21 protein-coding genes are annotated in these 25,338 nt (G+C 61.4%); 15 read left to right on the forward strand and 6 right to left on the reverse strand.

Annotated features, from left to right (window positions below):
• Nucleotides 1–6 precede the first annotated feature (6 nt).
• On the reverse strand, nucleotides 7–1,629 hold the full coding sequence (locus BLS41_RS00105; RefSeq protein WP_074762377.1) for an NAD(P)/FAD-dependent oxidoreductase: 1,623 nt from the start codon (nucleotides 1,627–1,629) through the stop codon (nucleotides 7–9).
• Between the two features lie 217 nt (nucleotides 1,630–1,846).
• On the opposite strand from BLS41_RS00105, the gene paaA reads away from it, so the two are divergent.
• The 8 genes from paaA to BLS41_RS00145 all read left to right on the forward strand — a co-directional run bounded on the left by paaA (nucleotide 1,847) and on the right by BLS41_RS00145 (nucleotide 8,126).
• Complete coding sequence (paaA, locus tag BLS41_RS00110) at nucleotides 1,847–2,845, forward strand: 1,2-phenylacetyl-CoA epoxidase subunit PaaA (protein ID WP_074762378.1); 999 nt, start codon at nucleotides 1,847–1,849, stop codon at nucleotides 2,843–2,845.
• A 38-nt stretch (nucleotides 2,846–2,883) separates the two neighbouring features.
• Complete coding sequence (paaB, locus tag BLS41_RS00115) at nucleotides 2,884–3,168, forward strand: 1,2-phenylacetyl-CoA epoxidase subunit PaaB (protein ID WP_007179854.1); 285 nt, start codon at nucleotides 2,884–2,886, stop codon at nucleotides 3,166–3,168.
• Between the two features lie 8 nt (nucleotides 3,169–3,176).
• The gene (gene paaC, locus BLS41_RS00120; protein WP_074762379.1) at nucleotides 3,177–3,980 is read left to right on the forward strand and encodes a 1,2-phenylacetyl-CoA epoxidase subunit PaaC; all 804 of its coding nucleotides are present in this window, start codon (nucleotides 3,177–3,179) and stop codon (nucleotides 3,978–3,980) included.
• A gap of 17 nt (nucleotides 3,981–3,997) precedes the next feature.
• Nucleotides 3,998–4,543 (forward strand): 1,2-phenylacetyl-CoA epoxidase subunit PaaD, encoded by a 546-nt coding sequence (paaD, locus tag BLS41_RS00125; protein ID WP_074762380.1) that lies wholly within the window; start codon nucleotides 3,998–4,000, stop codon nucleotides 4,541–4,543.
• A 1-nt stretch (nucleotide 4,544) separates the two neighbouring features.
• Nucleotides 4,545–5,633: a 1,2-phenylacetyl-CoA epoxidase subunit PaaE gene (gene paaE / locus BLS41_RS00130; protein ID WP_074762381.1), complete on the forward strand. Its 1,089-nt coding sequence runs from the start codon at nucleotides 4,545–4,547 to the stop codon at nucleotides 5,631–5,633.
• 147 nt (nucleotides 5,634–5,780) lie between these two features.
• Nucleotides 5,781–6,593: a DUF1835 domain-containing protein gene (locus BLS41_RS00135; protein WP_074762382.1), complete on the forward strand. Its 813-nt coding sequence runs from the start codon at nucleotides 5,781–5,783 to the stop codon at nucleotides 6,591–6,593.
• Between the two features lie 14 nt (nucleotides 6,594–6,607).
• Nucleotides 6,608–7,219, forward strand: a complete 612-nt coding sequence (locus BLS41_RS00140) for a TetR/AcrR family transcriptional regulator (RefSeq protein ID WP_074762383.1) — start codon at nucleotides 6,608–6,610, stop codon at nucleotides 7,217–7,219.
• Nucleotides 7,220–7,457: 238 nt separating this feature from the next.
• Nucleotides 7,458–8,126, forward strand: a complete 669-nt coding sequence (locus BLS41_RS00145; RefSeq protein WP_074762384.1) for a GNAT family N-acetyltransferase — start codon at nucleotides 7,458–7,460, stop codon at nucleotides 8,124–8,126.
• A gap of 123 nt (nucleotides 8,127–8,249) precedes the next feature.
• On the opposite strand, the gene BLS41_RS00150 is transcribed toward BLS41_RS00145, so the two are convergent.
• Nucleotides 8,250–8,747 carry an Lrp/AsnC family transcriptional regulator gene (locus BLS41_RS00150; protein ID WP_074762385.1) on the reverse strand — a complete coding sequence of 166 codons (498 nt, stop codon included), beginning with the start codon at nucleotides 8,745–8,747 and terminating at the stop codon, nucleotides 8,250–8,252.
• Nucleotides 8,748–8,939: 192 nt separating this feature from the next.
• On the opposite strand from BLS41_RS00150, the gene hppD reads away from it, so the two are divergent.
• A complete protein-coding gene (hppD, locus tag BLS41_RS00155) occupies nucleotides 8,940–10,037 on the forward strand; it encodes a 4-hydroxyphenylpyruvate dioxygenase (protein WP_074762386.1) in 1,098 nt (365 codons plus the stop codon).
• Between the two features lie 148 nt (nucleotides 10,038–10,185).
• Here the strand turns inward: hppD and BLS41_RS00160 are convergent, their stop codons facing one another.
• A complete protein-coding gene (locus BLS41_RS00160; protein ID WP_074762387.1) occupies nucleotides 10,186–10,386 on the reverse strand; it encodes a hypothetical protein in 201 nt (66 codons plus the stop codon).
• A 358-nt stretch (nucleotides 10,387–10,744) separates the two neighbouring features.
• Here BLS41_RS00160 and BLS41_RS00165 point away from each other — a divergent pair, with 358 nt between their 5' ends.
• Nucleotides 10,745–14,350, forward strand: coding sequence for an indolepyruvate ferredoxin oxidoreductase family protein (locus BLS41_RS00165; RefSeq protein ID WP_074762388.1), 3,606 nt, complete (start codon nucleotides 10,745–10,747; stop codon nucleotides 14,348–14,350).
• Between the two features lie 127 nt (nucleotides 14,351–14,477).
• Here BLS41_RS00165 and BLS41_RS00170 read toward each other — a convergent pair whose 3' ends face one another.
• Nucleotides 14,478–16,760, reverse strand: coding sequence for an NADP-dependent malic enzyme (locus BLS41_RS00170; RefSeq protein ID WP_074762389.1), 2,283 nt, complete (start codon nucleotides 16,758–16,760; stop codon nucleotides 14,478–14,480).
• Nucleotides 16,761–17,137: 377 nt separating this feature from the next.
• On the reverse strand, nucleotides 17,138–18,370 hold the full coding sequence (locus BLS41_RS00175) for an MFS transporter (RefSeq protein WP_074762390.1): 1,233 nt from the start codon (nucleotides 18,368–18,370) through the stop codon (nucleotides 17,138–17,140).
• A gap of 380 nt (nucleotides 18,371–18,750) precedes the next feature.
• On the opposite strand from BLS41_RS00175, the gene BLS41_RS00180 reads away from it, so the two are divergent.
• The gene (locus BLS41_RS00180; protein WP_042326936.1) at nucleotides 18,751–19,437 is read left to right on the forward strand and encodes an orotate phosphoribosyltransferase; all 687 of its coding nucleotides are present in this window, start codon (nucleotides 18,751–18,753) and stop codon (nucleotides 19,435–19,437) included.
• Between the two features lie 106 nt (nucleotides 19,438–19,543).
• On the opposite strand, the gene BLS41_RS00185 is transcribed toward BLS41_RS00180, so the two are convergent.
• Nucleotides 19,544–20,236 carry a response regulator gene (locus BLS41_RS00185; RefSeq protein WP_074762391.1) on the reverse strand — a complete coding sequence of 231 codons (693 nt, stop codon included), beginning with the start codon at nucleotides 20,234–20,236 and terminating at the stop codon, nucleotides 19,544–19,546.
• A gap of 256 nt (nucleotides 20,237–20,492) precedes the next feature.
• Here BLS41_RS00185 and BLS41_RS00190 point away from each other — a divergent pair, with 256 nt between their 5' ends.
• The 4 genes from BLS41_RS00190 to BLS41_RS00205 all read left to right on the forward strand — a co-directional run bounded on the left by BLS41_RS00190 (nucleotide 20,493) and on the right by BLS41_RS00205 (nucleotide 25,304).
• Nucleotides 20,493–21,095: a YbhB/YbcL family Raf kinase inhibitor-like protein gene (locus BLS41_RS00190; RefSeq protein ID WP_074762392.1), complete on the forward strand. Its 603-nt coding sequence runs from the start codon at nucleotides 20,493–20,495 to the stop codon at nucleotides 21,093–21,095.
• Nucleotides 21,096–21,480: 385 nt separating this feature from the next.
• Entirely contained in the window at nucleotides 21,481–22,053 is a 573-nt protein-coding gene (locus BLS41_RS00195) for a flavodoxin family protein (RefSeq protein ID WP_074762393.1), read from the forward strand.
• A 393-nt stretch (nucleotides 22,054–22,446) separates the two neighbouring features.
• Complete coding sequence (gene argC / locus BLS41_RS00200; protein ID WP_074762394.1) at nucleotides 22,447–23,394, forward strand: N-acetyl-gamma-glutamyl-phosphate reductase; 948 nt, start codon at nucleotides 22,447–22,449, stop codon at nucleotides 23,392–23,394.
• Nucleotides 23,395–23,882: 488 nt separating this feature from the next.
• Nucleotides 23,883–25,304 carry a DUF2957 domain-containing protein gene (locus BLS41_RS00205; RefSeq protein ID WP_074762395.1) on the forward strand — a complete coding sequence of 474 codons (1,422 nt, stop codon included), beginning with the start codon at nucleotides 23,883–23,885 and terminating at the stop codon, nucleotides 25,302–25,304.
• The last annotated feature ends 34 nt before the right edge of the window (nucleotides 25,305–25,338 follow it).

Here is a 25,338-nt window from a genome sequence, read left to right on the forward strand (position 1 = left end):
CCCAGCTTACGCCGACCGCGTCCCCGTCATGTTCAACGCGAGCGCTTCGGCAACCTCGATCCCGTCGATGGCAGCCGAATAAATCCCGCCCGCATACCCGGCACCTTCGCCCGCCGGATAAAGCCCCTCTACATTCATGCTCTGATAGTCGTCCCGGCGACGCACACGAATCGGCGACGACGTTCTCGTCTCCACGCCTGTCAACACCGCGTCGTGCATGGCGAAACCGGCGATCTTCTTGTCCATCTGCGGCAGCGCTTCGCGAATGGCCTCGATCACGTAATCGGGCAGCGCAGTGCTGAGGTCAGTGGGATGCACGCCTGGTTTGTACGACGGCACGACAGACCCGAGCGACGTAGACGGCCGACCCGCAATGAAATCGCCAACCAGCTGGCCCGGCGCCATATAGTTGCCGCCGCCCAACTCGAACGCGCGCTCTTCCCACTTACGCTGGAACGCGATACCGGCGAGCGGGCCGCCAGGGTAATCGTCCGGCGTGATGCCGACGACGATACCGGCGTTCGCATTGCGCTCGGCCCGCGAATACTGGCTCATGCCGTTGGTGACAACCCGGCCCGGTTCGGACGTGGCCGCGACCACCGTGCCGCCCGGGCACATGCAGAAGCTATACACCGCGCGCCCATTGCTGCAGTGATGCACCACCTTATAGTCGGCGGCGCCAAGCTGTTTGTGACCGGCGAATTTTCCGAATCGGCTGCGATCGATCAAACCCTGCGGATGCTCGATCCGGAAACCGAGCGAAAACGGCTTCGCTTCGATATAGACGCCCCGGTCGCTCAGCACCTGAAAGGTGTCGCGTGCGCTGTGACCGACCGCCAGTACGACGTGATCGCAGCGAAGCGTCTCGCCCGTCGACAGTTTCAGGCCGCGCACCTTGCCGTCATCGATCTCGATATCGTCGACGCGGGTTTCAAAGCGCACTTCGCCGCCCAGTTCGTGAATGGTCGCGCGCATCTTTTCGACCATGCTGACCAGGCGGAACGTGCCGATATGCGGCCGGCTCAGAAACAGAATGTCTTCCGGCGCACCGGCCCGGACGAACTCCTCGAGCACTTTACGGCCGTAGTGCTTTGGGTCCTTGATCTGGCTATAAAGCTTGCCGTCCGAGAACGTACCCGCGCCGCCTTCGCCGAACTGCACGTTCGACTCGGGATTGAGCACCGACTTGCGCCACAACCCGAACGTGTCCTTGGTCCGCTCGCGCACGGCCTTGCCGCGCTCGAGAATGATCGGCCGGAAGCCCATCTGCGCGAGGATCAGCCCGGCGAACAGCCCGCACGGCCCCATGCCGATCACCACCGGGCGCAGCGTGGTCAACTGCGCCGTCGCCTTCGCGACAAACTTGTACGCCATATCCGGCGTCACGCCGCAGTGCGGCACGTCGGCGAGCCGCTTCAGCGCGGCCGCTTCATCCGTTACCTCGACATCGACGATGTACGTGAGCTTGATGTCGGCGCGTTTGCGGGCGTCGTGCGCACGGCGAAACACGGTGTAGCGGATGAGCCCTTCTTCACCGACGCCGAGTTCCGCGAGACGGGCGCGGACGGCCGCCTCCAGAGCGCTTTCGGGATGATCGAGGGGAAGTTTGATTTCGCTTAGACGTAACATGAGATACCGGGGATGCAGGTGGGCCGCAAATCGCGGCCAATTCGCAATTTTATAGGTTAAGTGTGGGCGCGGGGCGGCGACGCTGACGAAACGCCTCCACAACGAAACTGGGCGCACCTCTATCGACCTCCTGCACCGACCATAAAAAATTTATTAACCGACCGGTCGGTTGGCTTATACTGTGCCGACACAGACAACTTCCGCAGAGAGCGTCCCCATGTACACGCAATCCCTGGATATTCCCGGCAACGTCGCATCGCTCGAAGCCGGTGCGAGTTCGCCCGAGCAGGTTCAATTCGACGCGGTCATGGCCGCCGACGGCAAGATCGAAGCGCAGGACTGGATGCCCGACGCGTACCGCAAGACGCTGGTGCGGCAAATTTCGCAACACGCGCATTCCGAGATTGTCGGCATGCTGCCGGAAGGCAACTGGATCAGCCGCGCGCCGAGCCTGAAGCGCAAGGCGATCCTGCTCGCCAAAGTGCAGGACGAAGCCGGTCACGGCCTCTATCTATATAGCGCGGCCGAAACGCTCGGCGTATCGCGCGATCAGCTGATCGCCGCGCTGCATTCGGGCAAGGCCAAATATTCGAGCATCTTCAATTACCCGACGCCCACGTGGGCCGATGTCGGCGTGATTGGCTGGCTGGTCGACGGCGCGGCGATCATGAACCAGATTCCGCTGTGCCGTTGCACGTACGGCCCGTACGCGCGCGCCATGATCCGCATCTGTAAGGAAGAGTCGTTCCATCAGCGCCAGGGTTTCGACGCGCTGATGTCGATGATGTCCGGTACCGAAGCCCAGCGCGAACTGGTGCAGCAGGCGGTGAACCGCTGGTGGTGGCCGGTGCTGATGATGTTCGGCCCGAGCGATAAAGATTCGATCCACAGCAATCAGTCGTCGAAATGGGGCATCAAGCGTATTTCGAACGACGATCTGCGCCAGAAATTCGTCGACGCCACCGTCGATCAGGCCAAGGTGCTCGGCGTCACGCTGCCCGACCCGGACCTGAAATGGAACGAAGCGCGCGGCCATCACGATTACGGCGACATCGACTGGGAAGAATTCTGGCGCGTCGTCAACGGCGACGGCCCGTGCAACCGCGAGCGCCTCGCCACCCGCGTCAAAGCCCATAACGAAGGCGCGTGGGTCCGCGAAGCCGCCCTCGCCCACGCCGAAAAACAGCGCCAGCGCGCACAACAGCACGCCGCTTAACTCAAGCGTCACGCCGGACAAAGAATCAGGAGATGAGCATGAACAAGGAATGGCCGATCTGGGAAGTCTTCGTGCGCAGCAAGCAGGGACTCGACCATAAACATTGCGGCAGTTTGCACGCCGCCGACGCGCCGATGGCGCTGCGCATGGCCCGCGACGTCTACACGCGCCGCCAGGAAGGCGTGAGCATCTGGGTGGTGCCGTCATCGGCGATCACGGCGTCGGCGCCGGAAGACAAGGCGGAGCTGTTCGAACCGGCCGGCGACAAGATTTACCGCCATCCGACGTTCTACACGCTCCCCGACGAAGTCAACCACATGTAAGCGCGGCCATGAACACGACGCCCCAACATCTCCAATACGTACTGCGCCTCGCGGATACCGCGCTGATCCTCGGTCAGCGCAATACCGAGTGGTGCGGCCACGGCCCGATCCTCGAAGAAGATATCGCGCTGTCGAACATGAGCCTGGATCTGATCGGCCAGGCGCGTCTGCTGTACACGCACGCCGCCACGCTCGAACAGCAGCTCACCGGCAACACGCGTACGGAAGACGATTACGCGTACTTCCGCGCCGAGCGCGAATTCGCCAACTACACGCTGGCCGAGTTGCCGCATTTCGGCCCGCTCTCCGGCACGGCGCAGGCCGAGAAGGATTACGCGGTCACGATCGTGCGCAATTTTCTGTATTCGACGCTGATGGCGCATGTGTGGACCGCGTTGACCACTTCCGCTGACGAGCAACTCGCGGCTATCGCGTCGAAGTCGATCAAGGAAACCAGCTACCACGTGCATCACGCGAGCGAGTGGCTGATCCGTTTCGGCGACGGCACCGACGAATCGCACCGCCGCGCCCAGGCCGCGCTGGATTATCTGCTGCCGTACACGCGCGAGTTTTTCAGCGCCGACGCGGTGGAAGATACGGTCGCCGCGGCAGGTATCGGCCCGAAAACGTCGGACCTCGAAGCAGCCTGGCTCGACGACATCCGCGCCACGCTCGACGAAGCCACGTTGACGCTGCCCGAAGCGGTCAAGCACATCACGACCGGCAAGCACGGCGAGCATTCCGAGCATATGGGCTTCGTACTCGCTGAAATGCAGAGCCTCGCGCGCCAGCATCCCGGCGCGACCTGGTAATCAACGGCGACCCGAACATGACGACGACTTCGACAGTCCCCCAGACAGCCGACGCCACGCTCCAACGTGCGTGGACCGTACTCGAAGCGGTGCCGGACCCGGAAATCCCGGTGGTATCGATTCGCGAACTCGGCATTCTGCGCGACGTGCGCCGTGATGCCGACGGCACGCTCGAAGTCGTCATCACGCCGACCTATTCCGGCTGCCCGGCGATGTCGCAAATTGCCGAGGACGTCGGCCATGCGCTCGACGCCGCGGAACTCACGCCCTACCGGATCGCTACGGTGCTCGCGCCCGCCTGGACCACCGACTGGATGACGGCCGACGCCCGCGAAAAACTGCGCAACTACGGCATCGCGCCGCCCACGGGCAACTGCGGTTCGGCCGCGCCGTCGCAGGAAAAAGTGGTGCGCTTCGTGCCGCGCTCGTTGCCCGCGCCTTCGTGTCCGCGTTGCGGCTCGGCGCACACCGAGCGTCTCGCGCAATTCGGCTCGACTGCCTGCAAAGCCTTGTACCGCTGCGTCGACTGCCGCGAACCCTTCGACTACTTCAAACCATACTGATATGGCCACTCCGCAATTTCATCCGCTGCGCATTCGTGAAGTTCGGCCCGAAACCGTCGACGCCGTTTCGGTTGCCTTCGAAGTCCCCGTCGAACTGCGCGATCACTATCGCTTCACGCAGGGCCAGTTCGTCACGCTGAAAACTCATATCGACGGTGAGGAAACGCGGCGCTCGTATTCGATCTGCGTCGGCGTCACCGATTACGATCGCGACGGCGAGTTGCGCATCGGTATCAAACGTGTGCGCGGCGGGCGTTTCTCGAATTTCGCGTTCGACACGCTGCAACCGGGCCACACCATCGACGTGATGACGCCGGACGGCCGTTTCTTCACGCACCTGAACGCGGACCAGGGCCAGCAATACCTCGCGTTTTCGGGCGGCTCGGGCATCACGCCGGTACTGGCGATCATCAAGACCACGCTCGAAGTCGAGCCGCGCAGCACCTTCACGCTGGTGTACGGCAACCGCAGCGTCGACCAGATCATGTTCGCGGAAGAACTCGAAGATCTGAAGAACCGCTTCATGAACCGGTTCGTGCTGTACCACGTGCTGTCCGACGATCTGCAGGACGTCGAGTTGTTCAACGGCGTGCTCGATCAGGAAAAGTGCGCAGCCTTCATCGAAAACCTGCTGCCGGCCGATGCGATCGACGAAGCGTTCATCTGCGGCCCCGGTCCGATGATGGACGCCGCCGAAGCCGCACTGAAAGCGGCTGGCGTGCCGACCGAAAAGGTCCACGTGGAGCGCTTCGGTTCGCCGCTGCCGCAAGCAGGCGTGCCGCCGGTCGAGATCACCGAAAACACGCCCGCCGCCGATCTCGAAATCGTGCTCGACGGTAAACGCCGCAAGCTGCGCCTGCCGTATCAGGGCGTGAGCGTGCTCGATGTGGGTCTACGCGCAGGTCTTGCGCTGCCCTATGCGTGCAAGGGCGGCGTTTGCTGCACGTGCCGCGCGAAAGTGCTCGAAGGCGAAGTGAAGATGGAAAAGAACTACACGCTGGAGGAACACGAAATTCGCGACGGTTTCGTGCTGACCTGCCAGTGCCATCCGATCAGCGACCGCGTGGTGGTGAGCTACGACGAACGTTGAAGCGCGTGTCGTGAGCGCGCGTGGTGCGACATCCACGGCGCTTTCAGCCGTTCGGCGATCCGCTTACACTAGGGGCCGCCCGCGTCCGGACACCTGTTCCGGCCGACGGGCGGCCCCTTTTGTTACTGCCACGCCCAGCCACTGCCAATGAGCACGATCCACCTCACCAATGGCGATGTCGCCGCCGAGTCACTGCGCGCCGCGCTCCACGAAGCGGGCCGCGACGACCGCGTGCACGCGCTGCGCGACGATCTGGCAGTCGGACCGCTACGCGGCATCGACGACATGGCGGAACTGCGCGCGAACTTCTGGGATCGCGTCAGCGCGGACAACCGGCGCGATTTCCTGCGCGAGTGCCGCGAACAGACCACGGGGCTGGAGAGCATCGCCAGAGGCGAAGCCAATCTGGTGGTCTGGCACGGCGAAAGCGCGTCGGATCAGTTGATGCTGCGTCGTGTCTGCTACCACCTTCGCAATAGTCCACAGCGGCTGAACGAAGTGCGTCTGTCGATTCGCGATCTCACCGATCCGGGCGCGTGGGCGCATAGCCGCAAAGACCGCGCGACTTCCGTCGGCATGTTCGCGCCGGACGTGTTGCTGGGCCGCCTGCCGGAAGCCGCGCCGATTTCGGTGCTGCGTATCAGCCGGCTCGCGCTGGAGTGGCAGGAAGTCAAACACGCGAACGGCGAGACGCGACGCTGGCGCGACAACACGTTCAAAAGCGGCACCTTCGCCGAACTGGACACGCTGATTCTCGACCGCATCACCGAAGACTGGCAGCCCGCGTCGCGCGTCGCCGCCGACGTGATGAGCGCCGAACTGTGCTTCCTGGTCAGCGACAGCATCGTGCTCTGGCGTTTGCGCGAACTGGCCGCGATCCGCCGCATCAGGCTGCGCGGCGACGCGAGCGCCTGGCGCACACTGGAACTGAGCGCAGCGCTCACCCCCTGTCCACACTAATAAAACAGACGACTATGGCCCGTACCCGAGCCCCCGACCACGAAACCCAACGCGAGCAGATTCTCGAACTGGCTGCGGCAAAATTCGCGCAAACCAGTTACCCCAGCACGTCGATGGCCGACCTCGCGGCCGCTAGCGGTACGTCGAAAGCCCGTCTGTATCACTATTACGCGAGCAAGGAAGCGATCCTGTTCGACCTGCTGGATAGGTACACAAAGCGGTTGATGCTCATCATCGCCGAGGTGGAAGGCGCGAGCCAAAGGCGCGGTCTCACTGAACGCGAGACGTTCGCCGAGTTGATCCGCGCGTTTCTTTCAGAGTATGAAACGTCGCACAGCCGGCACGTCGCGCTGTTGAACGACGTGAAATACCTGGTCGATGCCCAGCGCGAAGTGGTCCTGAACCGTCAGCGCGACGTGGTCGCGGCTTTTGCGCGGCAACTGTCACGTGCTTATCCCGACCGGGCCACACGCGAAAACCAGACCGCGCTCACGATGATGGTGTTCGGCATGATCAACTGGACTTTCACCTGGCTTAAGCCAGACGGCCGCATGGGTTACAGCGAATTCGCCGAACAGGTGGTCAGTATGGTCGACCATGGTTTGGGCTCGACCGAGCATTCTTGACGCAAAGCAACAATCTACTGAGCAATGCGCGACGTATGTGTCCGCCGCGCGACACCGCGTCACGAACGCTCGTTCATTTTATTTTTCATTACAAATCAATGCTTTAAAAATAGGGCGCAAGGTTTTTAGTCACCTTCTTCAGAATTGAATACGGGTTTTCCCTAGTGATCGACGGCGGTTTCCGCTAAAATCGTTTTTGCGGTGCACCACGCCGCTCGATCAAAAGGAGAACCCGACCATGAACATTCTGACTAACCGCACCGCCGAGCAGATCGTCGCGCACGATCGCCTTCCGCGGACAGCCGGTCGTGCGCCTGTTCTGGTTCGTGAGCTCAACGCGATCGACCGTGACCGGCTGCTGGCTCACTTCCTCGCACTCGACGAAGACGACCGCCTGCTGCGCTTCGGCCAGGTCGTGCCGAATCACGTGATCGAAAACTACGTCCGCGCTATCGATTTCTCGCGCGACACCGTTTTTGGCGTTTTCAACAGCAAGCTGGAACTCAGCGGCGTCGGGCACCTTGCCTATCTGCCGGCCGAGGGCGACAAACGCACGGCTGAATTCGGCGTGTCGGTGCTGGAAAGCGCGCGCGGTCAGGGCATCGGCTCGAAGCTGTTCGAGCGCGCCGCCATCCGCAGCCGCAATACTCACGTCACCACGCTGTACATCCACTGCCTGTCGCGCAATTCGACGATGATGCACATCGCGAAGAAAGCCGGCATGAAGATCGAATACGCGTACGGCGAAGCTGATGCTTATCTGACGCTGTCGCCGGCAGATCAAACGAGCATCATCGCCGAGATGCTGCAGGAACAGGCCGCGGTGTTCGACTACGCGCTCAAGCGCCAGGCGCGTCACGCGTCCAAACTGTTCGAGTCGTTCATGCCCACAGCGGCTGCGGCCTGAAAAGCTTGGGTTGAGGCGACTTCGGACGCTTCGACGGAATAACAAAAGGGCAGCCTTCCGGCTGCCCTTTTTGCATGCTACGCGCCATTCACCGCTCGCGACGCTCTGCCGCCAACCTGTTGCTTACAAAATAGGCAGCGCCGTCGTCTCCTTGAATTTCTCCAACGAAAAACTCGATTTCACGTCGATCACCGACGGATGGTGCAGCAGCTGATCCTGCACAAAGCGCGAAAAATGCGCCATGTCCTCGACCTGCACACGCAGCAAATAATCCATATCGCCGGTCATTGCGTGACACGCAACCACCTCGGGCCACGTCTGAACCGCCGCGCGAAACAAGTCGGCGTGCGTGACATCGCCACGCGGACTCAGCGCCGATCCGCCGCGCTTTTCCAGCCGGACATTCACGTAAGCGAGCAGATCGAGTCCCAGCTTCTGCGGATCGAGCAACGCGACGTAGCCACGAATCACCCCGCTCTCCTCCAGCCGCCGAATCCTTCGCAGACACGGACTCGGCGAAAGATTGACGCGCTCAGCAATCTCCTGATTGGACAGCCGCCCATTCTCCTGAAGGATGGCCAGAATGCGCCGGTCAATTGCGTCTATCTCGACGTGAGCCATTTTCTGCCGTCCAGGAAAAGATTTGAGCTAAAAAATAGCTCAAGCGTATCGACCGGCGATTAAGTTCGCAAGTTTTCGTCGCCATGACAAATCTACACTTGCTTCATTCAGTTCACTTCAGTCGCGGCTCAGGTCGCAATCAAGCAAACATTCCCCCCGCGCACATCAGCCGGCGCTATCAGGAGACAGACAATGAAGGTCACAACTTGGGACAACCCGGTCGGTACTGACGGTTTCGAATTCATCGAATACACCGCGCCGGACCCGAAAGCGCTCGGCAAACTTTTCGAACAGATGGGCTTCACCGCCGTCGCGAAGCACCGCCATAAAGATGTGACGCTGTATCGCCAGGGTGAGATCAACTTCATCGTCAACGGGGAAAAGGATTCGTTCGCGCAACGCTTCACGCGTCTGCATGGGCCGTCGATCTGCGCCATCGCTTTTCGCGTCCAGGATGCCGCAAAAGCCTACGAACAGGCGCTGGAAAAAGGCGCGTGGGGCTTCGACAACAAAACCGGCCCGATGGAACTGAACATTCCGGCCATCAAAGGTATCGGCGACTCGCTGATTTACTTCGTCGACCGCTGGCGCGGCAAGAACGGCGCGGAGCCGAACAGCATCGGCAACATCGATATTTACGACGTCGACTTCGAACCGATTCCGGGCGCGAACCCGAATCCGGTCGGCCACGGCCTGACGTATATCGATCACCTGACGCACAACGTGCATCGCGGCCGCATGCAGGAATGGGCGGAGTTCTACGAGCGCCTGTTCAATTTCCGCGAAGTGCGTTACTTCGATATCGAGGGCAAGGTGACGGGCGTGAAGTCGAAGGCGATGACTTCGCCGTGCGGCAAGATCCGCATTCCGATCAACGAAGAAGGTTCGGACACGGCCGGCCAGATTCAGGAGTATCTGGACGCGTATCACGGCGAGGGCATTCAGCATATCGCGCTCGGCAGCAACGACATTTACCTTACCGTCGACGGTTTGCGCGCGTCGAACATTTCGCTGCTCGACACGATCGACACCTACTACGAGCTGGTCAATCGCCGTGTGCCGGATCATGGCGAACCGCTCGACGAAATGCGCAAGCGCAAGATTCTGATCGACGGTGCGCCGGACGATCTGCTGCTGCAAATCTTCACCGAGAATCAGATTGGGCCGATCTTCTTCGAGATCATCCAGCGCAAAGGCAATCAGGGTTTCGGCGAGGGCAATTTCAAGGCGCTGTTCGAATCGATCGAACTCGATCAGATTCGCCGCGGTGTAGTGCAGGACAAAGCCTGACAAGTGAAAATTGACAGTTGGCAATTCCAGATTGCCGACCAGAAATGAAAAGGGCGGCGATCTCGCGATCGCCGCCCTTTTCATTTGCGCTGTCGCTCAGGTTAAGCGAACAGCCGGTTATCAACCAATGCGCCGCCTGTGCGGTGCATCACGAATTCTGATCTTCCTCGTCCGATCTCGTGGAGCGCGACACACGCGCCGTTGCCACGCTGACGGGAGAAACTTGCGCCGTACGGCTAATCGCGTTCGACAGCGCCCCTGCGCTGCCCGAGTTGGAGCGCACCGGCGCGCTCATCGCGAAGAATGCTGCAGAGACCATCAGGAAGGTCTGAATATTTCTAGTGTTCATGCGTACTCCTTTTCTAACTGCCCTGTTGTCCTGAAGCTTCGCCGAATGCGAAGCGTTGCGTAGACATTGCTCACAGGTGCCGGTTAGACAGCAATTTGCACGACGGTTCCGCGATTTCTTCGCTTTTACAGCTTGTTACAGCCACGCTTAATTAATCAGCAGCGAATCGATACATGTGCCCGTTTTCGCCGCAAATCACGCTGCATTGCGGCAATTTTGACCCAAGGCGGCGGGTTTCTCCGAGTGCTACCATCACTTAAAACACGTCAATATGACGGTCCCGGCCCCACGCATTCACAAGATGCTGCCGGCCCAAAAAAGTTTTGGTGATCCCAAGCTGAGTGGAGGAGTACACATAATGAATGCCCCGCTAGACGCCGGTCAGCGAGCCACGCTCGAAGCCGCGCTGACGTCCGTCACGCTCGACGATAAATACACACTCGAACGCGGCCGCGCGTACATGAGCGGCATCCAGGCGCTGGTCCGTCTGCCGATGCTGCAACAGGAACGCGATCGGACCGCCGGCCTCAACACTGCCGGCTTTATCTCCGGCTACCGTGGATCGCCACTCGGCGGACTCGACCAGTCGTTGTGGAAGGCGAAAAAGCATCTCGCCGCGCGCCAGGTCGTATTCCAGCCCGGCGTCAACGAAGACCTCGCGGCGACCGCCGTCTGGGGTTCGCAGCAGGTCAACCTGTACCCCAGCGCCAAATACGACGGCGTGTTCTCGATGTGGTACGGCAAGGGCCCAGGCGTCGACCGTTCCGGCGACGTTTTCAAGCACGGCAATTCAGCAGGTTCCGCGCGAAACGGCGGCGTTCTCGTGCTAGCCGGCGATGACCACGCGGCCAAGTCCTCCACCCTCGCGCACCAGTCCGAGCATATTTTCAAGGCGTGCGGCCTGCCGGTGCTGTTCCCGTCGAACGTGCAGGAGTATCTCGACTTCGGTCTGCACGGCTGGGCGATGAGCCGCTACTCCGGCCTGTGGGTCGCGATGAAGTGCGTGACCGACGTGGTCGAATCGTCGGCTTCGGTGGATATCGACCCGCATCGCACGAAAATCATCCTGCCGGAAGATTTCGCGATGCCCGATGGCGGTCTGAATATTCGCTGGCCCGATCCGCCGCTCGTGCAGGAAGCGCGTCTGCTCGACTACAAGTGGTACGCCGCGCTCGCCTACGTGCGCGCGAACAAGCTGGATCGCATCGAGATCGATTCGCCGCATGCGCGCTTCGGCATCATGACCGGCGGCAAGGCGTATCTCGACGTGCGCCAGGCGCTCACCGACCTCGGTCTCGACGACGAAACCTGTTCGCGCATCGGCATCCGGCTTTATAAGGTCGGCTGCGTGTGGCCGCTCGAAGCGCAAGGCGCGCACGGCTTCGCGAAAGGGCTCGACGAAATTCTGGTGGTCGAGGAAAAACGCCAGATTCTCGAATACGCGATCAAGGAAGAACTGTACAACTGGCCCGACGCGCAACGTCCGCGCGTGTTCGGCAAGTTCGACGAGAAAGACGGCGCAGGCGGCGAATGGTCGGTGCCGATGGGCAACTGGCTGCTGCCGGCGCATTACGAACTCTCGCCCGCGATCATCGCGAAGGCCATTGCGACGCGGCTCGACAAATTCGATCTGCCGTCCGACGTGCGCGCGCGCATCGCCACGCGCATCGCGGTGATCGAGGCGAAGGAAAAGGCGCTCGCCCGGCCGCGCGTCGAAGCCGAGCGCAAACCGTGGTTCTGCTCGGGCTGTCCGCACAACACGTCGACCAATGTGCCGGAAGGCTCGCGTGCGATGGCCGGCATCGGCTGCCATTACATGACGGTCTGGATGGACCGCAGCACCAGCACGTTCAGCCAGATGGGCGGCGAAGGCGTCGCGTGGATCGGCCAGGCGCCGTTCACCAACGACAAACACGTGTTCGCCAATCTCGGCGACGGCACCTACTTCCACTCCGGGCTGCTGGCGATTCGCGCGGCAATCGCGTCGAAAGCGAATATCACGTACAAGCTGCTCTATAACGACGCGGTGGCAATGACGGGCGGCCAGCCGGTCGACGGCGTGTTGACCGTGCCGCAAATCACCCATCAACTCGCCGCCGAAGGCGCATCGAAGATCGTGATCGTGACCGATCAGCCGGAGAAGTATTCGGCGAATGTCGGGCTCGCGCCGGGCATCGACATCCATCATCGCGACAAGCTCGACGACGTGCAGCGCGAACTGCGCGACATATCGGGCACCACCATCCTGATCTACGACCAGACCTGCGCGACCGAAAAACGGCGTCGCCGGAAACGCGGCACTTATCCCGATCCGGCGCGGCGCGTCGTGATCAACGAGGCGGTGTGCGAAGGGTGCGGCGACTGCTCGGTGAAGTCGAACTGTCTGTCGGTCGAACCGTTGGATACCGAATACGGCACCAAGCGCCAGATCAACCAGTCGACCTGCAACAAGGATTTTTCGTGCGTGAACGGCTTCTGCCCGAGCTTCGTGTCGGTTGAAGGCGGCCAGTTGCGCAAGCCGAAAGCGTCGTCGGGCGTAGCGAGCGACGGCGATGCGATGCCGCCGGTACCGGAGCCGGCGCTGCCGTCGATCGAGCGTCCTTACGGCGTGCTGGTCACGGGCGTCGGCGGCACCGGCGTCGTGACGATCGGCGCGCTGCTCGGCATGGCTGCGCATCTGGAGAACAAGGGCGTCACCGTGCTCGACGTCACCGGCCTCGCGCAAAAAGGCGGCGCCGTGATGAGCCACGTGCAGATCGCGAACAATCCGGCCGACATCCACGCCACCCGCATCGCGATGGGCGAAGCGAGTCTCGTGATCGGTTGCGACGCGATCGTTACGGCCAGCGACGAATGCGTGTCGCGGATGCAGGCCGGCCACACGCGCGTGGTGCTGAACAGCGCGCACACGCCGACCGCCGAACTCATCAAGAATCCGAACTGGCGCTTTCCGGGCAGCAGCACGGAAGCCGACGTACGTGCCGGCGCGGGCGACGAAGCTGTCGATACGGTCGATGCAAATCACTTCGCCGTTGCGCTGCTCGGCGACGCGATCTACACGAATCCGTTCGTGCTCGGCTATGCGTGGCAGAAGGGCTGGGTGCCGCTCACTTACCAGTCGCTGATGCGCGCAATCGAGTTGAACAACGTGCAGATCGAGAAGAACCGTGCGGCGTTCGAATGGGGCCGTCGTGCCGCGCACGATCTGGCCACGGTGCGCAAGCTCGCGCAATCGCAAGGTCGCGGGGCGGCGGAAGAAATGGCGAGCAGCAAAATCATCGCGCTGCACACGCCGAAGGCACTCGACACGCTGATCGACAAGCGCGCACAGTACCTCGCCGCATGGCAGAACCAGACGTACGCGGATCGTTACCGCGCGCTGGTGTCACAAGTGCGTGCAGCGGAATCGGCGCTCGATTCGATCGACGGCCAATTGCCGCTGACCGAAGCCGTCGCGAAAAACCTGCACAAGCTGATGGCGTACAAGGACGAGTACGAAGTCGCGCGCCTCTACAGCGACCCTGCGTTTATCGAAAAGTTGAAGGCAAGTTTCGAGGGCGACTGGAAGCTGCACATCCACCTCGCGCCGCCGACGTTCTCGAAGAAAGACGCTCATGGTCATCTGGTGAAGAGAAAGTACGGCCCCTGGGTTTTCAGCGCAATGCATGTGCTGGCCAAACTCAAGTTCCTGCGCGGCACGGCGCTCGATCTTTTCGGCAAGACGGAAGAGCGTCGGACCGAGCGGGCGTTGATTGTCGAATACGAAGCGCTGGTACGCGAACTGATCGGCGGGCTGACTGCGCAGAAACGCGACCTGGCGCTTGAACTCGCGAATCTGCCAGACGGCATTCGCGGCTACGGCCACGTGAAGGAGAATAATCTGAAGGGCGTGCGGATCAAGTGGAACGAGTTGCTGACGCGCTGGCGCTCGCCGGAAACCGGGAAGACGCAGCACGCGGCTTGATCTCGATTTTTTGACCTGGCGAGTCCAGGTGGAATGAAAAAAGCGGTTGTCCTTTCGGACAACCGCTTTTTTTTGCATGCCTTGAAACGCGCTACGGAGTCGTTCCCGCAACGCGCCCAATCACACGTTACTTGTTGTTCACCGGCTTGCGCGCGTTAGCCGAGGCCACCGCCGTCATGTTGATGATCCGGCGCACGGTCGCAGCCGGCGTCAGGATATGCACCGGCTTTTCAGCGCCCAACAGGAACGGACCGACGGTCACGCCTTCGCCACCGATCATCTTCAGCATGTTGTACGTGATGTTCGCGGCTTCGACGTTCGGCATGATCAGCAGGTTCGCTTCGCCGCTCAGCGTCGTGCCCGGGAACGCAGCCTTGCGGATCGCTTCAGACAAAGCCGCGTCGCCATGCATTTCACCGTCGATTTCGAGCGTCGGCGCGCGTTCGGCAATCAGCTTGCGAGCCGCCGCCATGCGCTGCGACGACGACGACGGCGCGCTGCCGAAGTTCGAGTTCGACAGCAACGCGACCTTCGGCGTGATGCCGAACTTCTCGATTTCGCCCGCAGCGAGGATCGTCATGTCGGCGAGTTGCTCGGCGGTCGGCGTTTCGTTCACGTACGTGTCGCAGATGAACAGATTGCGGCCCGGCAGCATCAGCAGATTCATCGCGGCGAAATTCTGCACGTTCTCCGCCTTGCCCAGCACCTGCTCGATGAACTTCAGATGCGTGTGGTACTGGCTGATCATCCCGCAGATCATGCCGTCGGCTTCGCCCAGACGCACGAGAATCGCGCCGATCAGCGTGTTGAACTTGCGCATCGCGGCCTTCGCGACGTCCGGCGTCACGCCTTCGCGCGCGCCGAGTTCGTGATACGCCTGCCAGCATTGCTGATAACGCGGATCGTCTTCCGGGTCGACGATCTCGAAGTCTTCACCGCACTTCAGCTTCGAGCCCATTTTCTTCAGACGCATCTCGATCACCGACGGACGGCCGACCAGAATCGGCTTGGCAATCTTTTCGAGCAGCACGAATTGCGCGGCGCGCAGCACGCGCTCGTCTTCACCTTCGGCGAACACGATGCGCGCCGGTTGCGACTTCGCAGCCGCGAACACCGGGCGCATGACCATGCCCGTGCGATACACCGTCGTGCCGAGTTCTTCGCGATATGCGTCCATGTCCTTGATCGGACGGGTCGCGACGCCCGAATCCATCGCAGCCTGAGCGACGGCCGGCGCGATCTTGATGATCAGGCGCGGGTCGAACGGCTTCGGAATCAGGTATTCCGGGCCGAATTCGAGCGAGTGGCCTTCGTACGCCTTCGCGACCTCGTCGCCCTGATCGGTTTCTTCGGCCAGTTCAGCGATCGCGCGCACGCACGCCAGCTTCATTTCTTCGGTGATCGTGGTTGCGCCAACATCCAGCGCGCCACGGAAGATGAACGGGAAACACAGCACATTGTTGACCTGGTTCGGATAGTCCGAACGGCCGGTCGCGACGATGCAGTCGGGGCGAACCTTCTTCGCTTCTTCCGGGCGGATTTCCGGTTCCGGATTGGCCAGCGCCAGAATCAGCGGCTGGGTGCCCATCTCGACGACCATTTCCGGCTTCAGCACGCCTGCGCTCGAGCAGCCGAGGAACACGTCGGCGCCGCGAATCGCGTCAGCCAGCGTGCGCGCTTCGGTGTTCGCCGCGTAACGTTCCTTCGACGGATCGAGATTGCCGCGACCTTCGTAGATCACGCCCTTCGAATCGGTGACGAGAACGTTCTTCTTCGACAGACCGAGGTTCACCAGCAAGTCCAGACACGCAATGGCCGCTGCGCCCGCGCCCGAACATACCAGCTTCACTTCGTCGAGTTTTTTGCCGACCACTTTCAGGCCGTTCAGAATCGCCGCCGACGCGATGATCGCCGTGCCGTGCTGATCGTCATGGAAAACGGGGATCTTCATGCGCTCGCGCAGCTTCTTCTCGATGTAGAAGCACTCGGGCGCCTTGATGTCTTCGAGGTTGATGCCGCCCAGCGTGGGTTCGAGCATCGCGATGGCTTCGACCAGCTTGTCCGGGTCGGTCTCGGCGAGTTCGATATCGAACACGTCGATGCCGGCAAACTTCTTGAACAGACAGCCCTTGCCTTCCATCACCGGCTTCGCGGCGAGCGGGCCGATATTGCCGAGACCGAGCACGGCCGTGCCGTTCGTGATCACGCCGACCAGGTTGCCGCGCGACGTGTACTTCTGGGCGTCGAGCGGTTCGTCGTAGATCGCCATACAGGCCGCGGCGACGCCCGGCGAGTAAGCGAGCGACAGATCGAGCTGGTTCGACAGCGGCTTGGTGGGCGTAACCGAAATCTTGCCGGGTTTCGGATTCTGGTGATATGCGAGAGCGCTTTGCTTGAGTTGTTCGTCCATTTTTTTAGCCTGCGAGACGTAAGAAATTGGCCGGGCACCCTGCACCGTTGACGTCGTATTCATCTATCGAATAGACAATTGACCGAGGCGGATTTTTGCGTGCGCCGAGTAGGCGACGCGCCGAGCCGCGACGGGGGACGAGACAGTGCGGAGTGCTTCGCGGGCCGATCAGTGTACACCCCGAAAGCGTCGCTGAACTGCGTGGTTAACACTGCTCACCATACGCGAAACACCCGCTGGCTATGGTGCGCCGCCGCATGACGTGAACTGGTTGTCGCAGGGTTCGGTGCGGATAGCGGCGCGCGTTTCAACGCTCATCTGCACAAATCGCAGGCAGTTTGCGAAGCGCTTTTTCAGCAAACAAACCGCGTGCAAGCTTATTCGAGCTCTGCGCCGCGTCGTTCGGGAATCAGAAAGAGCGTGGCGAAGATGTCGAGCAGGTAGATCGACGCCAGAAAGGCCAGCGCGGCGCCGAACGAATAACGTGCGGCGAGCGCGCCGACCACGACCGGACCGAAGCCGCCCACCGCGCGGCCCACGTTGAACAGCACATTCTGAGCGGTGGCCCGCGCGTCGGTCGGATAAAGCTCGGAAATCAGCGCGCCGTAACCGCCGATCATCCCGTTGACGAACACGCCCATCGCCGCGCCGCCGATCAGCAAAGCCATGGGCGTGCTCAGGTGCGCGTAGACGAACACCATCACAACTGCGCCCACCTGATAGAACAGGAAGGTCGGCTTGCGGCCGAAGCGGTCGGCGGCCAGGCCGAACAGCCAGATGCCGGCCGCCATGCCGAGCACCGTGACCGCCGTCCACACGCCGGATCTGGTCAGCGAATAGCCGAATGTTTTCGACAGATAGCTCGGAAGCCAGATCATCAGCCCGTAATAGCCGAAGTTCTGAACCGAGCACAAGATAGCGACGCCGATGCTTGCCCGCGTGGTGCGGCCATCGGCGACCAGCAGCCTGAACGGCTGCTTGCGCATGCCGCGCGCGACGCGCTCGGTGAACAACGCGGGTTCCTCGACGCGGCGTCGCACGAAAAACGACACGATGGCGGGCAGCAGGCCCAGCGCAAACATGCCGCGCCAGCCGATCAGCGGCAACAGGAGCGGCGTCAGCAGCGCAGCCGCCAGTACGCCGAGCTGCCAGCCAAGCCCGACATACGACGACGCCCGCGCCCGCTGCGACGCCGGCCACGCTTCAGCGACCAGCGTCATGCCGATGCCGAACTCGCCACCCAGCCCGATTCCGGCGATGGTCCGGTAGATCAGCAGGTCGGTATAGCCCTGCGCCAGCGCACATAGCCCGGTGAAGACCGCGAAAATCAGAATCGTCCACGTCAACATTTTCACGCGCCCGAAATAGTCGCTCAGCGCCCCGAAAATCACCCCGCCCGCAACCGCGCCGATCAACGTCCACGTGACCAGCGAGCCCGCCTGCGTCGAACTCAGGTGCAGATCGACGGCGATCACGGGCAGCATGAAGCCGAGAATCAGCAGATCGAAGCCGTCCATCGCATAGCCGAGCACCGACGCGATCAGCGCCCGTCCCGCGTAGCCCTTCTGGGTGGAGGCGCGAGTGTCGGTGGCGGAGGAGGCGGCATTCATTGGAAGCATTCCGTAGGTCAGAGGGGCACGCGGGGCGTCGGCAAGATCGCGGCGCCCGAGAAATTCGCGTGAGTGTAAAGGCGCTCCAGACTGCTCACAAGCAGGCAAAAAAGGGCGGAGAGCCGTTACGAGCGCAGTGCCGCCATGGTCCGCAAAGCCCGAGCCGCGCGGCCGTTATGACCGCCATTCGCGCCGCCCGCGCACGACGGCCTCCTCGGGAGCACCCATTTCGGGTAAAATATCGGCCTACGCGCGTAGCAAAAACCGGCCTGTACTCCAGACCGGCAGCGTATTCCGCCCGGCATGGCGCGGCATACCTCGCTTGCTGCGCCACCGGGCCCCGCGCCCGCTTCTCCCGCTCATACCCAAGGATCCCGCCCATGACAGGCTTCGATCGCCAGACGATCTCCGACACGACCGCAAAAATGCTGCTGGAAGTTCAGGCAGTGCACTTCAACGCGGAGAAACCGTACATTTTCACGTCCGGCTGGGCGAGCCCGGTTTATATCGACTGCCGCAAGCTGATTTCGTATCCGCGCGTGCGACGCGGCCTGATGGAAATGGCCGAAGCCACCATCCTGCGCGATGTCGGCTATGAGCAGATCGACGCGGTCGCCGGTGGCGAAACTGCGGGCATTCCGTTCGCGGCATGGCTCTCCGACCGCCTGATGGTGCCGATGCAATACGTGCGCAAGAAGCCGAAGGGTTTCGGCCGTAACGCGCAGATCGAAGGCCTGCTGACCGAAGGTCAGCGCGTGCTGCTGGTCGAAGACCTGACCACCGACAGCCGCAGCAAGATCAACTTCATTAACGCGCTGCGCACCGCCGGCGCGACGGTGAACCACTGCTTCGTGCTGTTCCACTACAACATCTTCAAGGAAAGCGTGTCGGTGCTGAAAGACATCGACGTCGATCTGCACGCGCTCGCCACGTGGTGGGACGTGTTGCGCGTCGCGAAGGAAAACAAATACTTCGACACGAAGACGCTCGACGAAGTGGAAAAATTCCTGCACGCACCGGCTGAATGGTCGGCCGCGCACGGCGGCGCAAACGCGACGCCGCAGTAAGCTTCGCCGCGTCTGGCAGATTAAGCAGACCCGTTGAGTTGAAAAAAGGCCGCCTGTCTCACGACAGGCGGCCTTTTTGTTTCCCACGCTTCGGGGCGAAAAGAATTCACTGAGGAATTTCGCCCTTATCGCCCGCCGAATGCGATGACAGGTTCAGCAAGCCATTGCTCTGCGCGTACTGAAACAGTTCGGAATCGCGATCAATGCCGAGTTTGCGCATGGCCGTATTCTTTTGCGTGCTGATCGTCTTGATGCTGCGGTTCAGTTGCTCGGCAATCTCCTTGATCGTCATGCCGGATACGAACAGGCGCACCACTTCCAGTTCGCGCCTGGACAGCATTACTTCGTCGCTCTTACCACCGGAATTTATGCGAAGTGCGTCAAGCGCGGCTTTAACTGACGGGCTCATATATTCCAGATTGCGGCTGACGTGTTGCACCGCTAATCCAATATGACTCAAATCGTCCGATTTGTTGACGACCGATATCACGCCGAGCTCGCGCAGCCGTTGAAGCAACGCGGCATTTTCCAGCATGGTGAGAACGACGATAGGTAGATTAGGAAAATTCCGACGCAAGTATCCAATTAGTGGCAAGCCGTCGCCGTACTGGCCGCCAGGCATGGCCAGGTCTGTAACGAGCACATCGCAGGCGTCGTTCTGCAGCATCTTGATAAGTTCTGTCGACTGCCGCGCACGCCCGACAATTTGCATTCCTGGAAACTTTAGCAGCGCATGTTCCGCGCCGAACAGGATCACCGGATGGTCGTCGGCCACGATCACTCTGAGTGGATTTGGCATTGCCCTCCTCTTGATACAGAAAAACCACTCTCCACAACGTCAAACATTTCTTTTTTGAATTCTAAATAAGCAGGGAATAAGTAACCCGCTAAAAAGGCGCGCGGAGAATACTTTGACTATATCCGATTTCCTCTCTTTTCAGCGTCGGATGATGCATCGGAGAGCTAATGTTAGACTTGATTCGACCCTCGGGCAAAAATTAGGGACAATAATCATCGTGAGGAATCGCCTCGCGCCCTGACAGGAGAAGCGGCACATGCGCTCGCGTTGGCTGGTTGTTTCGCTTGCTTCGCCGTTCTACCGTACGCTGCCCTTTGCCTGCGCAATCCTGGGTGTCGCGCTCTATGCAATGTCATGCCCGCGCGCGTTTGCCGAAGGTACCTTCGCGATCAGCAGCGCCAGCTTCAAATCGGGCGGCAACGTAGACGCCGCGCAGATTTTCAATCAGGACGACTGTAAAGGCGGCAATCGCTCACCGCAATTGACGTGGCACGACGCGCCACCCGGTACCCGCAGTTTCGCCGTCACCATGTTCGATCAGGATGCGCCCGGCCGGGGCTGGTGGCACTGGGCGGTCGCGGGCATTCCGGCAACGGTCAGCAGCTTGCCTGAGAACGCGAGTTCGTCGGGTTTCCTTACCAAGCTCGGCGCGGTCGAAGCGCGCAATGACTTCGACACCGATGGTTACGGCGGCCCTTGCCCGCCGCCAGGCAAACCGCATCGGTATATCGTCACCGTTTATGCATTGAGCACCGCCGATTTGCGCCTCGCGCAAGGTCGACCCGCGCTGATGTTCGATCACGAAATCGGCACGGCGGCGCTGGGTAGTGCGCGGATGGTGGTGAATTACGGGCGTTGACGCAACTAGATGTCTGCGCGCGTGGCGACGGGCTGTAGCAGTCGAAGCGTTAGAGGATTCGTGAGCTTTGTAGCGAGCCTCGGGGAAACAGCGACCTTCTCGCGCCTAAGGAGACGTTGGTATTTATCGCGCGCGGCGGCCGAACGCTCCGAACGCTACCGGTATTGCAGGAGCATTCGCGTCGATTTCCACAGCATTGCTGACGAAAACCAACTGGCTTGCCAATTGCATCGCATCGGATTGCCGCCCGCGTGGAACGAATGTCATCCGCGTGGGTTAATGTCAGGCGGAGCGGCATGCGTCATGCTGATCGAGACGGCGCGGCCGCATCGTCGCACCATGGTCGTACCTCACCCCATCCCGTGTCATCTTGCCGGAGCGTTGCATGTCAAAAATTGTCATCGTTTATCACAGCGGCTACGGCCATACGAAGAAAGTCGCCGAGGCCGTGCTGACGGGCATGCTCGAAGCAGGCGCGCAGGCGAAGCTGATGCCGGTCGGCGACATCGACGATGCGGGCTGGGCCGAGCTGGCCGAAGCCGACGCGATCGTGTTCGGCGCGCCCACGTACATGGGCGGTCCATCGGCCGATTTCAAAAAATTCGCGGACGCGAGTTCGAAACCGTGGTTCGGTCAGACGTGGAAAGACAAGATCGCGGCCGGCTTCACCAACTCGGCAACCATGAACGGCGACAAGTTCTCGACGATCCAGTACTTCGTCACGCTCGCGATGCAGCACGGCATGATCTGGGCGGGCACCGGCATGATGCCGTCGAATACCAAGGCAGCCACCCGCAACGATCTCAACTACGTGGGCGGTTCCACGGGGTTGCTCACGCAGTCGCCTGCGGATGCGTCGCCTGAAGAAGCACCTCCTTCCGGAGATCTGGAGACGGCGAGGATGTTCGGCGCGCGCGTCGCCGGCGTCACGGCGCGCTGGATTGCGAACGCGGGCTAGGTTGTTGGGGGGATGCGGGGCGCGTTTGGTGCCGGGTGGCTTGTGAAAAGTGACGACGCTTGCCGGGTGGGTTCGACGGCTTCGACATCCTGGCCCGTCAGCCCAATGTCCCGCCTCCCCTCAAACCACCACCAGTCCCATAAACTCGCTCCAAACGCGCACAGCAAGGACACGCCAATCCACCACCCGCAATCGCCACCCTGTTCTCCCGCCAACCCGATGCCATCAGCCTGCATCTGCCGCACAACAGGTCACGTCAGTGTCACTTTCAGCGCGCATCGTCGTTTTTTCACCCCTTTTTTGCCCCGTTACGCACGTCCGCCGCCGTGTGGTCTTAAAATAACGTTCCGGCGCGGCGTCGCGCCCCGTTTCCAGCAAGCGAGTGAGATCGAGATGAGCACGAAAGTTTTTGTCGACGGACAGGAAGGCACCACCGGCCTGAAGATTTTTGAATATCTGTCGTCGCGCGCCGACGTAGAGATCCTGCGTATCGAAGAAGCGAAACGCAAAGATATCGAAGAGCGCCGCCGTCTCATCAATGCGTCGGACGTCACGTTTCTGTGCCTGCCCGATGTCGCGTCGCGCGAATCCGCTTCGCTGGTCGACAACGACCGTACCGTGCTGATCGACGCGAGCACCGCGTTCCGCACCTCTGCCGACTGGGCGTACGGCCTGCCCGAACTGGCCCGCTCGCAGCGCGAACGCCTGCGCACCGCGAAACGCATCGCCGTGCCGGGCTGCCACGCGTCGGCCTTCGTGCTGGCCATGCGTCCGCTGGTCGAAGCAGGTGTCGTCGCGCCGGAGTTCGCCGCGCACGCCTACTCGATCACCGGCTACAGCGGCGGCGGCAAGAAAATGATTGCCGACTACGAAGCCGGCGGCAACGACAAGCTCGCGAGCCCGCGTCCTTATGCACTCGGTCTCACGCACAAGCATCTGCCGGAAATGGCTGCACACACGGGCCTGAAGTCGGCACCGGTCTTCACGCCGATCGTCGGCGATTTCTACAAGGGCCTGGCCGTCACCACCTTCTTCTCGCCGAACCAGCTCGCCAAGAAGACGACGCCGCAAGACGTGCAGGCGCTGTTCGCCGAGTACTACGCGGGCGAGCAGTTCGTGCACGTCGCGCCGTTCGACGCCGAAGCGAATCTCGACAGCGGCTTCTTCGACGTGCAGGCGAACAACGACACGAACCGCGTCGACCTGTTCGTGTTCGGCAATGAAGAGCGCTTCGTGACCGTCGCGCGCCTGGACAATCTGGGCAAGGGCGCATCGGGCGCGGCGATCCAGTGTATGAACCTGGCCATCGGCGCCGCCGAAGACGCCGGCTTGAAACGCTAAATCCATTCAGACGCAGACGGTAATCAACCGTCGCTCTGCCGAAAAGCCGGTCTTTCAGACCGGCTTTTCTGTTTTAAAAATCCATCGATTTAAATTCCCGCAAAAACTTTATCGGTATTAGTCCGCATTACTTGAAAAATAAAATGCGGAATGCGTTCCAAAGCGCCGGTAATTCATTCCTGAAGCTGACCACACAGCATAGTTTTCCGCCTAGGGAAAGTCCGCATTCTTACGCGAACGGTCGTTCGAAGATGATAGAGCCATTTTGCTGTAACGCCTGTCGGTAAAGGGCGTGCGGCTAAGCAACGGACCGGCTTCCAAGGCGAAATTTCATTTTTTGTTTAAAAGGGCCGCTGACGTCCACGCTGTCTACGCATGCTGAAATTCTCGCTGTTTGAATCGGTCTTTTTAGACACCTCATTCAATTGACAGGCATTAACCGCGCAGCGAAATTAGTCCGCACAATTACATGACAGGGAGATAGCCGCATGTCGAATGCCATGATTCGAGGCGTTGCAATGGCAATTGCCACCACGCCATTGCTGATTGCATGCGGAGGCGGCAAAGCCGACAATCCGGCCGCGATTAATTCACCTCAGTGCTCGGGTTCGAGTTGCGGCACACAGGGCGCGCCCGCCAGCAGCGACAGTTCGGCGGCACTCTGCCCGGCCACCGCCGACATCGTCAAAAGCACGTATCTGGGTGGAGCGGGTAGCGGCGAAGTCGTGCAGTTGAACATCGACGCCACCGCGATGACCTACACGCTGAAGTGGCTCGAATCGCCGATTCCGCTGCGCACCGGCCAGGTCACGCCGACCCGCGCGGGCACCACGATCACCGGCGCGGTGATCCATCCGCCCACCGGGGCGCTGCCCACCGCCGAGCAAACGCGTTGCGCATTCATTCTCGGCGCGGGCAGCGGCACGGCAGCGGGCGACGGTCAGCCTTATACGACGCCGGACTACGTCAACAACCCGAACCCGCCGATGGTCCTCGTCGGCCTAGGCGTGGCGGGCGGCGGCATTCCCGGCGCGACGGTCGAGTTCGACGGATTGACGATCCCGCTCGTCGGCTCCGGCATCGGCGCGGTTCCGAACCGTCATTTCGACTTCTATCCGTTTCTGGGTTTCGCGAGCACGACGACCGACATCAGCAAATTGCCCGGCACGTACAACGGTCTGCTGTATCACCTCGCACCGTCCAGCAACTATGCGACGGTCGCCACCAACACGGTCGAGACCTTCGACGCCAGCGGAAATTGCACCAGCAGCAACACGGCCAACGCCAGCTACTCGGCCAACGCGGGCGGCTGTCTGACCACTGGCAGTGCGTTGACGCTGAACAGCAACGGCTACTTCGACAGCCAGGCGGCGCCGCAAATCGTGCCGCAACTCCAGCTTCCGCTGATCGGCGCGACCGGCAAATCCGCGACGGCACACATGATCCTTGGTCAGATCAACGGCGCAACCGTGCCCCTCGTGGTCCGGACGGGATTCGTCAATCTTGGCACTGCGCCGCTCCATCTCGATGCGAAAGTCGACGACGAATCCGGCATCGCGATGCTCGCCGCCGCCACGCCGCTGGCGTCCGGCGGTTTCGACGGCGGCTATGTCGGCGCGGATTCGAACTTCAAGTCGACCGCGACCTTGATCCAGGGCGGCGTCGGCTCGTTCATCAACCCGTCGACCTCCGCCGCCGAAGACGGCTTCGGCCTGACCTACGGTCTGCAAAGCCCCGGCCTGGTCGGCGTTGCGCAGGCGAACGGCCAGACCGGCTACGCGATTGCGTCGGGCGGCCTCTACGCAATCGAAATCCAGGGCACGGTCAACGGCGGCATCACGTCGACCTCGGCCAATTCGGATACGCCGAATGCACCGTACTTCGGCATCGGCGCGCAAATCAGCAAATGAAGTGACGCAAACGCATTGAAGCAGAGGAATCAGT

This window comes from Paraburkholderia fungorum (genome assembly GCF_900099835.1).
In the GTDB taxonomy this organism is placed as follows: Bacteria; Pseudomonadota; Gammaproteobacteria; order Burkholderiales; family Burkholderiaceae; genus Paraburkholderia; species Paraburkholderia fungorum_A.